Raw genomic sequence first — 12,901 nt, 5'->3', positions numbered from 1 at the left:
GCGGAGTCGAGCCGGGCGATAGGAGCTATTCCTTCGGCACGGTGAAGCAGTACTGGCGGTCCTGCGGCCCGCTCACCCAGTAGTTGGTGGTGTAGAACGCGTACTGGGTGGAACCGGCGGGCCGGTCGTCCTGCAGCAGCGCCAGCGCGGCGTTCACGATCGCCTCGCCCTGGAGGTTGGCGGTGTAGGAGAGGATCTTGGTGTAGAGCCCCTGCTCCTGCAGGTCGCAGTCGGCGGGCTGGCCGTCGCTGGCCACGAAGACCTTGATCTCGCCCTGCTTGCCGGCGTTCTTGATCACCTGCGCGGCGCCGGCGGTCTGCGGGCCCCAGACGCTGATGACGGCGCAGAGATCGGGATTCTGCTGCAACACGTTGGTCATGATCTCGGCGCCCTTGTTGGCGTCCCAGTTCGTCGGCTGCGAGGAGACGATCTTGATCGTGGGATCGGTTCCCAGCACCTCGGTCGCCGCCTTGGTCATGTCGAGCGAATAGGCCGCCGTGGCCTCGCCCTGCAGGATCGCGACCTTGCCGGATCCCTTGCCGCCGCCGCAGACGTTCAGCGTCTCCTGCGCCAGCACCCGGCCCATATGCGGAACGTCGGCGCCGACATAGGCGTCGGTCGTGGTGTTCGAGGACATGTTGACCTGGATCACCTTGATCCCCGACTGCATGGCGCGCTTGAGCTCGCGGGCCAGCAGCGTGGTGGTCGGGTTCTGCACGATCAGGATGTCGGGCTTCTCGTTGATGAGCGTGCTGACGGCCTGGAGCTGCACGTCCGACTTGAAGTTCGGATCGCGCATCGTGAGCTCGATGCCGTAATTGTCGAAATTGGCCTTCATCACGCGGGTCCATTCGGACTCGAGCACGCCGAGCCAGACGGGAACCCAGGCGACCTTCTTGCCCTTGGTCGCGGCGGTGAATTTCTGGAACAGCTCCTCGCGCGGATCGGCGGCCTGCGCCTTGCCGATGGCGCCGGCGCCGATCGTGATCCCGATGGCCGTCAAGGCGGCGACAGCCACGGCGGTGCGAATTCCGGCGAACCCGTATTTTCTGAACGACATTGGTTTCCTCCCTAGTGCCGAAGAACGACTTGTTGTTTTACGAGCGCCGAGCGGCGCCCGGTTGCCCGATCTCAATCCCCCTGTTTCGCGGTCTCCTCGTCGCGAGGATGCACGTAGCTGTCGAACATGATCGCGCAGAGCAGAACGGCGCCCTTGATCATGTCCTGGGTCTGGACGTCGAGATTCATGATCGTCATGGCGTTGAGCAGGACGCCGATGAGAAGCGTCCCGGCGATCACGCTGACGACATTGCCGCGCCCGCCCACGAGGCTGACCCCGCCCAGCACGACCACCAGGATCACGTCGAAGATCATGGTCGATTCCGCGATCTGCAGATGGATCAGCGAGGTCGATGCCACCATGACGACGCCGCCCACATAGCCGATGGCCGAGCAGAGACCGTATTCCAGCATCGTCAGCGGACGGGTCGCGATGCCCGAGAGCCGCGCCGCCTGGGCGTTGTCGCCATGGGCGTAGATGAAGCGGCCGAGCACGGTGCGCGACAGGAACAGATGCAGCAGGACGGCGCAGACCGCGAACACGATGACCGGCACCGGCAGCCCGTCGGCAAGCGTGCCGCCCAGCGCCAGGAACCAGTCATGGCCGGGCTCGAGGAAGACCTGGTAGTGCGGCACGACCAGCGCGCGGGTCACGCCCAGCGCGAAGAGCGCCGTCGCCAGCGTGGTGAAAAGCGCCGGGATCTCGACGACCGAGATCAGGTAGCCGTTGAGCACGCCGATCGCGATCGCCAGCACCAGCCCGGCGAAAAGGCCGACGAGGACCGGCGCGCCGGCATTGATGAGGGTCACGGCGATGGCGGCCGAGACGGCGAGCGTGGCGATCTGGGAGAGATCGATGCCGCGGCCGATGACGACGACCGCCATGCCCAAGGCCAGGATGCCCAGGATCGAGACGCCGCGCGCCAGCGTGAAGAAATTGCCGAGCGTCAGGAAGCCGGGCAGCCCGGCGCTCAAGGCCACGAAAAGCACCAGCGTCAGCCCCAGGACGATCGTCGCCTGGCTCGGCTTGTAGCCGGACTTGCGCACGCCCGTGGTGGTCGCCATCGCCACGATCGATGTCCTCCCCTGCCGAACACCCGTGAGCGGCAAACCGCGGCCGCTTCACATTCTTCGGGGGCCGATCCGGCTCGGCCGGACCTGCCCAAAACTCTCGCAACCGTGGCTATCAGCTAGGCTGTCCGCCCGATTGTTTGTTATGTGTTATTTGTTATAATACGCTACAGACGGCCCGATGGCGACGATTTTGTCAAGGCTGCTCAAATAAGAGGCTGGGGGATGCCCCTCGCGATGTTGGAACGGGACTGGCCGGGCCGCCCCTTCGGCGGGCAGATCAGCAAGGAGAGCCTCAGCCAACAGGCCTATGGCGCGATCCGGCTGTCGCTGATGCGCAGCCGCCTGCGCCCCGGCCAGAAGCTGATCGCCCGCCAGGTGGCCGAGGAGCTCGGCATCAGCGTCACGCCCGTCCGGGAATCGCTGCTGCGCCTCGTCTCCGAGGCGGCGCTGGTGATGGACGAGCGCGGCACCGTGATGGTGCCCGAGCTCAGCCGCGAGCGCTGCATCGAGATCCGCGACCTTCGCACCCTGGTCGAAGGCGAAGGCGCTGCCCGGGCGGCGCGCATCGTCACCGATGCCGAGATCGACGAGCTTGCCGCCATCCACGATCGCTATATCGAGACCGAGCAGAACAAGGACTTCGCCTCGGCGCTGGCCGAGAACGAGAACTTCCATTTCGGGCTCTGCCGCCTGGCGCGCTCGCCCGCCCTCTTCCGCATCGTCGAGAATCTGTGGATGCAGTTCGGCCCGGTGCTTTCCTACCTCTATGACGGCCGCAGCCGCCCGTTCCAGGGCGAGGACCACGGCCATATCGGCGTTCTCGACAGCCTGAAGAAGCGCGACCCCGAGATGGCCCGCCAGGCCATCACGCGGGACATCCTGATCGGCGGCAAGGCATTGCTGGAAAGACTGCCGGCTTAGAGCCCGGATTCACGGGCCGACCATCATCCTGGGAGGAAGACTTGCAGAGACTGCAGGACCGCTACTGGGCGGGCGACCGGCTCGGTGGTCCGCTCCGCATCGAGCGGCATTACGACGGCCGCTCCATGCGCTGCTTTTCGGAGCGGCCGGCGACGATCCCGGCGATGTTCGCCACCCTGCTCGAGCGCCTTCCCGACCGCCCCGCGATCGTCGAGGATCGCCGGCTGAGCTACTGCGAGCTCCACGAGCTGGTGGAATCGATCGCGGCCGGCCTCGCCCGCTACGGCATCAGCGCCGGCGATCGCGTCGTGCTCTTCCTCGGCAATCGGTGGCAGTTCCTGGCCACGGTCCTCGCCTGCACGCGGATCGGCGCCGTCGCCGTGCCGATCGGCACCCGCCAGCGCGCGAACGAGCTCGAATTCATGATCAACGACTGCGCCGCCAAGATCGTGATCCACGAGGCCGAGCTCGCCGACGAGATTCCGCCCGCCGCCAGCATCGCCACCGTCACGCACCTGTTCGCCATCGGCGGCGAAGCGCCGGGCAGCCAGCCTTTCGACGCGCTGCTGGTCGGGCCCGATACCGCGCCCGCAGCACCGCCGGCCTCCGAAGAGGACGCCGCCGTCATCCTCTACACCTCCGGCACGACCGGCCGGCCCAAGGGGGCGATCCTCACCCATCTCTCGATCATCCATTCTTCGCTGACCTTCGCGCGATGCCATGGCCTCACCGAGGAGGATCGCTGCATCGTGGCGGTGCCGCTCTCGCACGTGACCGGCCTGGTCGGCGTTTCCTTCGCGACGATGATCGTCGGCGGCTGCGTGGTGCTGATGCGCCAGGCCTACAAGACGCCGGATTTCCTGGCGCTCGCCGCCCGCGAACGCATCACCTATTCGATCCTGGTGCCCGCCATCTACACGCTCTGCGCGCTTTATCCCGATCTCGATCAGCACGATCTTTCGCAATGGCGGATCGGCTGCTTCGGCGGCGCACCCATGCCGGTGCCGACGATCGAGATGCTGGCGCGGAGGCTGCCGCATCTGCTGCTGCTCAACGCCTATGGCGCGACCGAGACCACCTCGCCCACCACCTGCATGCCGCGCGGCTGCTGGCGCGAGAACATGGACAGCGTCGGCCAGGTCGTGCCCTGCGGCGAGGTCGTGGTGCGCGACGAGACGGGGAAGCCGGTACCGCCCGGAACGCCCGGCGAGCTCTGGATCGCCGGCCCCATGGTCGTTCCCGGCTACTTCAACCGGCCCGAGGCCAATGCCAACGAGTTCGTCGACGGCTTCTGGCGCTCGGGCGATATCGGCTCGGTCGATGCGGAGGGCTTCGTGCGCATCTTCGACCGCCGCAAGGACATGATCAATCGCGGCGGCTACAAGGTCTACAGCGCCGAGGTCGAGAACATCCTGACCGGGCTCGAGGGCGTACAGGAATGCGCCGTGATCGGCATCCCGGACCCGGTCCTCGGCGAGCGCGTCCATGTCTTCGTCAAACCGCGCGACAACGCGCTCCTCACGCCCGACACGGTGCGCAGCTATTGCGGCGAGCGCATGGCCGACTACAAGGTGCCGGAGACGGTCACCTTCCTCAGCGATCCCCTGCCGCGCAACGCCAACGGCAAGATCCAGAAGGCCGTCCTGCGCGCCATGGACCGCGGCTGATCCTCAGCTGCTGGCGCTGGTATAGCTGCGGATCGCCAGCCGCCAGACGAGGACCGACACGGCGAGCGCGACCGGGGCCGCGACCAGGCCGCCCAGGGCCAGGCCCCAATCCAGCCGCCCCACGGCCGCTGCCGCCGGCACCGTCGTCACGAAGGCGATCGGCGCGACGAAGGTGAAGATCAGCCTGAGCCAGACGGGATAGACGCCCACGGGAAAGCGGCCTGCATCGAGTGCCGCATAGAGCAGGAACTGGGCCTGGCTCGCCTGCACGAACCAGAAGGCGAGCACGGCGAGGGTCGCCCAGAGCGCATAGATGACCGCGATGCCGGCCATGGCCATGACGGCGAACAGCGCCAGGTTGGCGACGCCGAGCGCGCCGTTCGCGCTCATGCCATAGAGCACGAGGCCGATCCCGAGCAGCAGGTTGGGCAGGCCCCAGAAGGTCCAGTTCCGCACCGAGACGAGATACTGGAGGTTGACCGGCTTCAGCAGCAGGTAATCCAGGCTCCCCTGCCGCACATATTCCGAGACCTTGCCCAGGCTCGGGCGCAGCAGCATGTCCACCATGCTGTCGGCGATGGTGAAGGTGCCCAGCACCACCAGCACCTCGGTGAAGGACCAGCCGGCCAGGGGCCGGCCCTGCGCGAACAGCGCATAGAGAATGAGGAGGCTGGCCCCGAGACTGAGCAGGCTGTTGACGAAATTGACGACGAAGCTGGTGCGATACTCCATCTCCGTCTGGAGGGAGCTGGCGACGCAGACCCGCAGGATGGCGAGATGCCGCCTCATGCGCCGGCCGCCCCGTACCGCCTTAAGCCCCGGCGCCACAGAATCTGGCCGAGGGAGCCCAGCACCAGGAGCCAGCCCCCCTGGATCAGGAAGCCCCGGAGCAGCGCCGCGCTGTCCGGGACGCCCAGCGCGATGCCGGCGGGAAAGCCGAAGATATAGGGGAACGGCGTCAGCAGGATCAGATCGCGCACGGCCTCGGGGAAGAGATTGATCGGCACCACGAGGCCGCCCAGCAGGGAGAACAGCGTGAGATAGAACCCTTCGAAGGCCAGCGACTGATCGGTCCAGAACGCGCTCAGCCCGAGCAGATACTCCATATGGAAATGCAGCAGCATCCCGGCCACGGCAGCGAGGACGAAGAAAGGGGCGTTTTCGAAGGAGAGCTCGGCATAGCCGCCGGAGATCCACAGGGCCAGCGGAATGAACAGGAACACGATCGGCCCGCGGATCGCCATGTCGGAGACATGCCAGGCCAGCAGGCGCCAATAGGGATTGAGCGGGCGCATGAGCTGCACCGAGAGCCGGCCCAACCGCACCTCGCTATCCAGCTCGCGGGTCAGCCAGATCGGATTGAACTGACGGACGCCATATGCCACCAGGAAATAGGCTGCGAACCAGGCGCCGCCATGGCCGTCGACGGCGCCCGTCCTGGCGATCGAGATCCAGACGAACATCATGATGAGGGGCGTGACGCCCGACAGCATGTAGAGCAGGAATTCGGCACGATACTGCGTGCTGATCGCGTAGGCGCCGGCGAAGCAGGCCCAGAACGCCTTCAGGAGCCGGATCATCGCGGTGTCGCGCCCTCCGCCGCCTGCACCTTCACCCGGCGCTCCGCACGGAAGACCTCGGCGATCACCTCCTCGATCGGAATATCCTCGATCGCGATGTCCTCGACCGGCAGATGGGCGAGGATCGCCGAGGCTGTCTCCGTCACGGCCTTGCGCGGCACCCGGAGGGAAGCGCGCAGCCCGTCACAAAGCTCCACCGTCCCGAAGCGCTCGATGCGGCCGCGATCCAGCGGCTCGCTGCATTGAAGCTTGAGCAGCTTCCAGGGTGCGGCGCGTTCGACGAGCCCTTGCAGATCGCCGTCGAAGATCAGCTCGCCGCCGTCGATGACCAGCACGCGCTTGGCCAGGGCCGTCACGTCGCTCATATAGTGCGAGGTCAGGAGCACCGTCGCCCCATGCCGCCGGTTGTAGTCGGCGAAGAACCGGCGGACGTTCTGCTGCATGCTGACATCAAGGCCGATCGTCGGCTCATCGAGGAACAGCACGCTCGGGCGATGCAGGAGGGCCGCCGCGATCTCGCATTTCATCCGCTCGCCCAGCGACAGCTTGCGGACGGGCTTGCGCAGGACCTTACCGATCTCGAGCAGCTCCGTCAGCTCGCCCAGGCGCTGACGATAATCGGCATCGGATATCCCGTAGATCGCCTTGCTCACCAGCAGCGAGTCCGCGGGCGACAAGTCCCACTGCAACTGCTGCTTCTGCCCCATCACCAGCGTGACGGTGGAAAGGAACGCCCGTTCGCGCCGCTGCGGCACGAAGCCGTTGACCGTCACCTCCCCCGAGGTCGGGTAGAGCAGGCCTGAGAGCATCTTCAGCGTCGTGGTCTTGCCGGCGCCGTTGGGGCCGAGGAAGCCCACCATCTCGCCGTCCGCCAGATCGAACGACACATCGCTCACCGCGACCACGTCGTGATGCCTGCGATGCAGCAGCGAACGCAGGCTGCCGAGAAGGCCCGGATCCTTCTCATGCACGCGGTAGTGCTTCGTCAGATGGCGGACAGAGATCACCGGCGTCTCGCGGGAAAGCGGCGTCGCACGAAGGCAGATCGAAGCGGAGATCGGGTCATCAAAGCGTGATTCGGGCGGAGACGGCAATCGGCGGTTTCGGCGGTTCCCGGCGGCCTTCCCAGCGCGACCTCAAGCCTCAGCCCCCGGTGCCCGATCGGGCTGGACCCTCCCGCCCACGGCGCCTAGAATCCGGTCCCAGGTCCCTTCCACGCTCCAGGTTGTCATGACCGATCGTGCCGCCCCGCGCAAAGCCGCCCTGCGCCCCCTGCCTTCGTCCAACCCGCCCGAGGCGCTGCCGGCGCCGAAGAGCTTCGAGCCGGGGCAGTTCCCTCAGGTGCGGATGCGCCGCAACCGGCGCACCGACTGGCTGCGAGCGCTGGTGGCCGAGAACAAGCTCGACGCCTCCGACCTGATCTGGCCGGTCTTCGTCATGGAAGGCGACAAGGTGCGCGAGCCGGTGCCCTCCATGCCCGGCGTCGACCGGCTTTCCATTCCGGCACTCATCGACGCAGTCGGCCATGCGGGCGAGCTCGGCGTTCCGGCGGTGGCGCTCTTCCCGGTCGTGCCGCCGGCGCTGAAATCGGCCGCCGCCGAGGAAGCCTGGAACCCGGACAATCTCGTCAACCGCGCCATCCGCGCGCTCAAGGCGCAGGTGCCCGATGTCGGCGTGATCTGCGACGTGGCGCTCGATCCCTATACCAGCCACGGCCATGACGGGCTGATCGAGGATGGCGAGATCCTCAACGACGTCACGCTCGATGTGCTGGTGCGCCAGGCGCTGGCGCAGGCCGAGGCCGGCGTCGATGTGGTGGCGCCCTCGGACATGATGGACGGCCGCGTCGGCCGCATCCGCCAGGCGCTCGATGCCCGCGGCCATGACAAGGTCGCCATTCTTTCCTATGCCGCGAAATACGCCTCGGCCTTCTATGGCCCGTTCCGCGACGCGGTCGGCTCCAAGGCCAATCTCGGTGCCGGGGACAAGCGCACCTATCAGATGGACCCCGCCAACGGCGACGAAGCCTTGCGCGAATGCGCGCTCGATGTCGCCGAGGGCGCCGACATGCTGATGGTGAAGCCGGGCATGCCCTATCTCGACTTGGTCTGGCGGGTGAAGCAGGCCTTCTCGCTGCCGACCTTCGTCTATCAGGTGAGCGGCGAATACGCGATGCTGATGGCGGCGATCGAGCGCGGCTGGCTCGACCGCGACCGGGTGCTGGTGGAAAGCCTGATGGGCTTCAAGCGCGCCGGCGCCGACGCCGTCCTGACCTACACGGCCATCGAGGTCGCGGAGCGCCTCAAGAAGGGCTGATAGCACCACGGACGGCAGGGTCTTTCGCCGCCGCCAAGACCGCAAGGTCATTCAATCGTCGCAGAACCGGACTGGACCCGCGGGCGGGCCTGGCCCACTCTTGGGCCGACGTCCCCCCTTTCCTTCCAGCATCCGGAGAAACGCGATGGCCATCCTCTATCGGACCCAAGCCCATGCCACCGGCGGCCGCGACGGTGTCGCCAAGACCGACGACGGGAAACTGGAATTCAAGCTCTCGATCCCGAAGGAGCTGGGCGGCCCCGGCGGCGAGGGCACCAATCCCGAGCAGCTCTTCGCCTGCGGCTATTCGGCCTGCTTCCTCGGCGCGCTGCGCTATGTCGCCGGCCAGGCGAAGATCAAGGTGTCGCCCGACGCCACGGTCGCGACCAAGGTCGGGATAGGTCCGCGCGACGACGGCACCGGCTTCGGCATCGAGGTCGACCTGACCATCACCATTCCCGGCATGGACCGCAAGACGGCCGAGGACCTGGTCGCCAAGGCCCATGTGGTCTGCCCCTACTCGCACGCCACGCGCAACAACATCCCGGTGCGCCTGACGGTCGCGTAATCCCGTGGTGAGCGCCACACCCTCGCGCCATCGCCACGAATACGCGCTGCGCGCGGTCTGGACCGGCGCGGCGAAGGGTGCGCTCGCCGCCGGCAAGGACTATTCCCGCGATCTGGAAATCCGGATCGCGGGAAAGCCCGCCGTCGCAGGCTCGACCTCCTCGGCCTATGGCGGCGATGACGGAAAGCACAATCCCGAGGACCTGCTGCTGGCGGCGCTCTCGACCTGCCATCTCCAGAGCTACCTGGCGCTGGCGGTGCGGGCCGGCCTTCCGGTCGCCGCCTATGAGGACGACGCCTCCTGCATCGTCGACATGAAGGACGGCCGCGTGCGCGTGACCGAAGCCACGCTGCGCCCGACCGTGACGCTTGCCGGCGGCGGCGACGTCGAAAAAGCGACGAGGCTGCACGCCCAGGCGCATCAGATCTGCTTCATCGCCAACTCGGTGAGCTTTCCGGTGACGGTCGAGCCGCGCATCGTGACGCCTTAGCGGCGCGGCCGCGCCCCAACCGGGCGTCGCCTGTTCTCCAACTCAACGCCTGACCCGGCCTCAGGCCATCTGCGTCCAATTGCCGTGCAGACCTTGCGGCACGCGCTGCGGCAGTCGGATCACGGCAACCGGGTCGGAATCGACATGCGCGGCATCGAGCAGCACCAGGTCGCTGGCCTCGGTGACCGGATCGAAAGCGAAGACCGCGAGAATACCGTCGTCCTCCCCTGCCGTTCCGCGAGGAATGAACGTCGCCTCGCCGGCGATCTTGTTGCCGAAATCGTGGCGCACCACGTCCCCCGTCTCGCTGTCGATCCTCATCATGGTGTTGAAGGTGGCCGAAGGCGGATTGGCCTGGAGCAGCGTGTCGGTCAGCGTCGGGAGATAGACGAAACGCGTCGGCAGCGCGTTGAGCGCGTCGTTCACGCGCGGAAACTCGGTGACCAGGGGAGCGACCTCGACGTCGCTGGTCTTGCCGGCGGCAATGTCGATCGTCATCCGGTGCAATGTCGGCGGCTTATGGACTTGGGCGGAGTAGCCGAGCACCAGGGCATCGTGCCGGACATAATCGACGACGATCTGACCCGAACGCTCGAACGCGTTGGCGAAATGGAAGACGAAGAACGGATCGGCGTCGACCCATTGGGTCGCACTGCCGTCGAGCGCGATAAGGCCGATGCGCGTGCCCAGATCCGGGCGCCATTGCAGGAACGGCTGCCCCTGCCGGGCGGCCTCGGCGTCGAACACCGCGGGGCAGGCGAACAGGACGATATGCTGCTCGGTCAGAACGAAATCGTGGATCATCGTCGGCGCGGCAAGCGCTATGGAGAAGCTCCTGGCGACATTGCCGGTCGCATCGATCTGATGGAAATCGACGACCGGCCGCAGCGGCGAGTAGGCGAGCGTGAACAGCGCGCCGGTCTGCGGATGGCGGCGATTATGCGCGCCGAGCCTGATCGGTTGATCGGTGCCCGCTTTCCATTCGCCGAGGGTATCGAGATCCATCGTCATTTCGTAGGCGGTCGTCGCCTCGTCGAGCGCGAGCAGCTTGCCGCCATGTTGAAGGATGCTGATGAAGGCGCCGTTCTTGAAGGGGCCGGGAGGATCGCCCGGCTGGAGAAGCTTGGGATCGATCGGCACGGGGTGCGTGAAGCTGCCATAGATCGCGTGCCCGACCCGGCGCTCGGCCGTCAGGCCGGCGGTCTGCACGAAGCGATTGCGATAATGGGCGCGGCCATTGTCGAAATAGACCGCGTGGATCATGCCGTCGCCGTCCATCGGATAGGCGAACGCAATCGGCTTGTAGAGCGGATTGGGGCCGTTGCGCATATAGGCGCCCCTGAGATCCGAAGGGATCTGGCCTGCAGTGACGGGCAAGTCGGGAACATCCAGCTCGGGCCCGACCGGAGCGAAGTTGCCGCTCAGATGAGGATCGCTCGAGACCCAGGTGATTGCCGCCGTCTCCAGAGCCGCCGATTGGGAGGCATCGAGGCCGAGGCTTGCCACGGCGGCCCCGCCGGCTGCCAGCACGCCGAACTGTCGCCGTGTGATCGTGGTCGCCATTCATGTTCTCCAGGGATGACTGTCATTCCGGCCGCCGCGCGCCCGGAGACCCGTGGCGTCATGGGCATGCCGCGGCGAGCGTACTCCAACATATCCCGCCGTCGCGCCAATAGAAAAATGGTACCCGGTGCCATTACCGAAAATTTTTCTTGGTTGGAGCGAGGGAAGCGCGACACCCCGACATCAGGCGGAGCCGGTCCCGGCGCGCGATGAATCTTTTCCTGGATCGGGGTTTCGATTGATCGACGAGCGGTGACGTCGTTGAAAAATCTGGCGTTTCCCGCCCAGCGTTCTGCCGCCATTTCGACATGAAAGAGGACCGGGTCTTCCTCTGACGGGCTGCCGGCAGCCGGACCTTCTGGCGCGCGGCCGGTGTGACGCCAGGCGAGTGTCGAGGGCTGCGCCGATAGCGGTTCCGTCCGGATATCGGGCCCCGATAAAGCGCGGCCGGGATCAAAAGAACAGCAGAAGCAGTAAAGACGCGCTCGGTGAAGCCGATCACATTCGCGTCGAGGCCCGCCTGTGCCTCAGCCATCCCTCCAACCCCGAGCGAATTCGATGAACCGTTTCACGAAACTCACCGCTTTGATCCTAGGAGCAAGCCTCATGTCTTCATCCGCCAAAGCCGCCACCGACGTCTCGACCGATCCGCATCTCGATCCGCAGGTTCGGTCCTTCCTCACCGAGCTCAACAAGGACAGCAGCCCGTTCTGGGAGCTGCCCGGCCCCCAGGTCCGCGCGACGCTGACCGGCCTTCAGGCGAAGACGCCTGTCGACATCTCCGGCATTTCCGTCGCGGAGAAGACCATCCTCCAGGACGGCCGCAGCGTGAAGCTCTATATCGTCAAGCCCGACGGCGTGAAAGGAACCCCGCCGGTCATCCTGTTCATTCATGGCGGCGTCTGGCTCGCCGGCAATTTCGAGAACCACAAGCGGCTCGTCCGCGACCTCGCGGTCGGCTCGGAGGCCGCCGTCGTGTTCGTCGAATACACGCCCATCCCCGACGCGGTCTTCCCGACCCAGCTGGAGGAGAGCTACGCCGCCGCCAAATGGGTTGCCGCGCATGGCGCCGAGATCGGCGTCGACGGCAGCCGCATGGCGGTCGCCGGCAACTCGGTGGGCGGCGACATGTCGGCCGCCCTCACCCTGATGGCCAAGGACCGCGGCGGGCCGGCGATCCGCTATCAGGTTCTGTTCATTCCCGCGACGGATACCGATTTCGACACGGACTCCTACCGCGATTTCGGCACCGGCCGCTTCCTGGCCCGCGCCTTCATGCAGTACGGCTGGAACATCTACGCGCCCGATGCCGCCACGCGCCGCAATCCCTATGCGGCACCGCTGCAAGCCAGCCTCGAGCAGCTGAAGGGCCTGCCGCCGGCCCTCGTGATCACGGCGGAGAACGATCCGCTGCGCGACGAGGGCGAAGCCTATGCCCGCAAGCTCAAGGAGGCCGGCGTCGAGGTGGCGGCCGTGCGTTACAACGGCACGATCCATGATTTCGTGCTGCTGAATGCGCTTCGCCACGTCCCCTCGACCGAGGAAGCGATCGAACAGGCCAATGAGGGCTTCCGCCAGCACCTCAAGCCCTGAGCGCCTTCGCCCGACGTGACCGGCCCAGGACACCAGGATGGGTGTCCTGGGCTTCTCGTTGCCGATGTCG

General features: G+C 66.5%; 12 protein-coding genes. 6 read left to right on the top strand and 6 right to left on the bottom strand.

What is annotated here, in order from left to right; translation table 11 throughout:
- Positions 1 to 25: 25 nt before the first annotated feature.
- Both FRZ61_RS08760 and FRZ61_RS08755 read right to left on the bottom strand, forming a co-directional pair.
- Positions 26 to 1,060 carry a sugar ABC transporter substrate-binding protein gene (locus FRZ61_RS08760; RefSeq protein ID WP_151116666.1) on the bottom strand — a complete coding sequence of 345 codons (1,035 nt, stop codon included), beginning with the start codon at positions 1,058 to 1,060 and terminating at the stop codon, positions 26 to 28.
- A gap of 71 nt (positions 1,061 to 1,131) precedes the next feature.
- Complete coding sequence (locus tag FRZ61_RS08755) at positions 1,132 to 2,124, bottom strand: ABC transporter permease (protein WP_191909445.1); 993 nt, start codon at positions 2,122 to 2,124, stop codon at positions 1,132 to 1,134.
- A gap of 243 nt (positions 2,125 to 2,367) precedes the next feature.
- On the opposite strand from FRZ61_RS08755, the gene FRZ61_RS08750 reads away from it, so the two are divergent.
- On the top strand, positions 2,368 to 3,054 hold the full coding sequence (locus tag FRZ61_RS08750; protein ID WP_191909363.1) for a GntR family transcriptional regulator: 687 nt from the start codon (positions 2,368 to 2,370) through the stop codon (positions 3,052 to 3,054).
- Between the two features lie 41 nt (positions 3,055 to 3,095).
- Positions 3,096 to 4,721 (top strand): class I adenylate-forming enzyme family protein, encoded by a 1,626-nt coding sequence (locus FRZ61_RS08745; RefSeq protein WP_225309185.1) that lies wholly within the window; start codon positions 3,096 to 3,098, stop codon positions 4,719 to 4,721.
- A 3-nt stretch (positions 4,722 to 4,724) separates the two neighbouring features.
- Here the strand turns inward: FRZ61_RS08745 and FRZ61_RS08740 are convergent, their stop codons facing one another.
- The 3 genes from FRZ61_RS08740 to FRZ61_RS08730 are packed head-to-tail and all read right to left on the bottom strand — an operon-like array spanning position 4,725 to position 7,308.
- The gene (locus FRZ61_RS08740) at positions 4,725 to 5,510 is read right to left on the bottom strand and encodes an ABC transporter permease (RefSeq protein WP_151116662.1); all 786 of its coding nucleotides are present in this window, start codon (positions 5,508 to 5,510) and stop codon (positions 4,725 to 4,727) included.
- The gene (locus FRZ61_RS08735) at positions 5,507 to 6,301 is read right to left on the bottom strand and encodes an ABC transporter permease (protein WP_151116660.1); all 795 of its coding nucleotides are present in this window, start codon (positions 6,299 to 6,301) and stop codon (positions 5,507 to 5,509) included. Before FRZ61_RS08735 ends, FRZ61_RS08740 begins: the two co-directional genes overlap by 4 nt.
- Entirely contained in the window at positions 6,298 to 7,308 is a 1,011-nt protein-coding gene (locus FRZ61_RS08730) for an ABC transporter ATP-binding protein (protein ID WP_151116659.1), read from the bottom strand. The genes FRZ61_RS08735 and FRZ61_RS08730 overlap by 4 nt, the downstream gene beginning before the upstream one ends.
- A 340-nt stretch (positions 7,309 to 7,648) precedes the next feature.
- On the opposite strand from FRZ61_RS08730, the gene hemB reads away from it, so the two are divergent.
- The 3 genes from hemB (at position 7,649) to FRZ61_RS08715 (ending at position 9,675) form a co-directional block, all read left to right on the top strand.
- Entirely contained in the window at positions 7,649 to 8,617 is a 969-nt protein-coding gene (gene hemB / locus FRZ61_RS08725; protein WP_151120760.1) for a porphobilinogen synthase, read from the top strand.
- A 145-nt stretch (positions 8,618 to 8,762) separates the two neighbouring features.
- Positions 8,763 to 9,185 (top strand): organic hydroperoxide resistance protein, encoded by a 423-nt coding sequence (locus tag FRZ61_RS08720; protein WP_151116657.1) that lies wholly within the window; start codon positions 8,763 to 8,765, stop codon positions 9,183 to 9,185.
- Between the two features lie 7 nt (positions 9,186 to 9,192).
- Positions 9,193 to 9,675: an OsmC family protein gene (locus tag FRZ61_RS08715; RefSeq protein WP_151116655.1), complete on the top strand. Its 483-nt coding sequence runs from the start codon at positions 9,193 to 9,195 to the stop codon at positions 9,673 to 9,675.
- Between the two features lie 60 nt (positions 9,676 to 9,735).
- Here the strand turns inward: FRZ61_RS08715 and FRZ61_RS08710 are convergent, their stop codons facing one another.
- Complete coding sequence (locus FRZ61_RS08710; protein WP_151116653.1) at positions 9,736 to 11,238, bottom strand: carotenoid oxygenase family protein; 1,503 nt, start codon at positions 11,236 to 11,238, stop codon at positions 9,736 to 9,738.
- A 606-nt stretch (positions 11,239 to 11,844) separates the two neighbouring features.
- Here FRZ61_RS08710 and FRZ61_RS08700 point away from each other — a divergent pair.
- Positions 11,845 to 12,831 (top strand): alpha/beta hydrolase, encoded by a 987-nt coding sequence (locus FRZ61_RS08700; protein WP_225309184.1) that lies wholly within the window; start codon positions 11,845 to 11,847, stop codon positions 12,829 to 12,831.
- Positions 12,832 to 12,901: the final 70 nt, after the last annotated feature.

This window comes from Hypericibacter adhaerens, assembly GCF_008728835.1.
GTDB lineage: Bacteria > Pseudomonadota > Alphaproteobacteria > Dongiales > Dongiaceae > Hypericibacter > Hypericibacter adhaerens.
Note: the sequence above shows the minus strand (reverse complement) of the source record. Positions and strands in the feature narration are given on the sequence as shown.

Excerpts from the sequence above, each read along its gene's own strand:
- FRZ61_RS08760 (WP_151116666.1), bottom strand. The coding sequence starts at position 1,060 with ATGTCGTTCAGAAAATACGGGTTCGCCGGAATTCGCACCGCCGTGGCT.
- FRZ61_RS08755 (WP_191909445.1), bottom strand. The coding sequence starts at position 2,124 with ATGGCGACCACCACGGGCGTGCGCAAGTCCGGCTACAAGCCGAGCCAG.
- FRZ61_RS08750 (WP_191909363.1), top strand. The coding sequence starts at position 2,368 with ATGTTGGAACGGGACTGGCCGGGCCGCCCCTTCGGCGGGCAGATCAGC.
- FRZ61_RS08740 (WP_151116662.1), bottom strand. The coding sequence starts at position 5,510 with ATGAGGCGGCATCTCGCCATCCTGCGGGTCTGCGTCGCCAGCTCCCTC.
- FRZ61_RS08735 (WP_151116660.1), bottom strand. The coding sequence starts at position 6,301 with ATGATCCGGCTCCTGAAGGCGTTCTGGGCCTGCTTCGCCGGCGCCTAC.
- hemB (WP_151120760.1), top strand. The coding sequence starts at position 7,649 with ATGCGCCGCAACCGGCGCACCGACTGGCTGCGAGCGCTGGTGGCCGAG.
- FRZ61_RS08720 (WP_151116657.1), top strand. The coding sequence starts at position 8,763 with ATGGCCATCCTCTATCGGACCCAAGCCCATGCCACCGGCGGCCGCGAC.
- FRZ61_RS08710 (WP_151116653.1), bottom strand. The coding sequence starts at position 11,238 with ATGGCGACCACGATCACACGGCGACAGTTCGGCGTGCTGGCAGCCGGC.
- FRZ61_RS08700 (WP_225309184.1), top strand. The coding sequence starts at position 11,845 with ATGTCTTCATCCGCCAAAGCCGCCACCGACGTCTCGACCGATCCGCAT.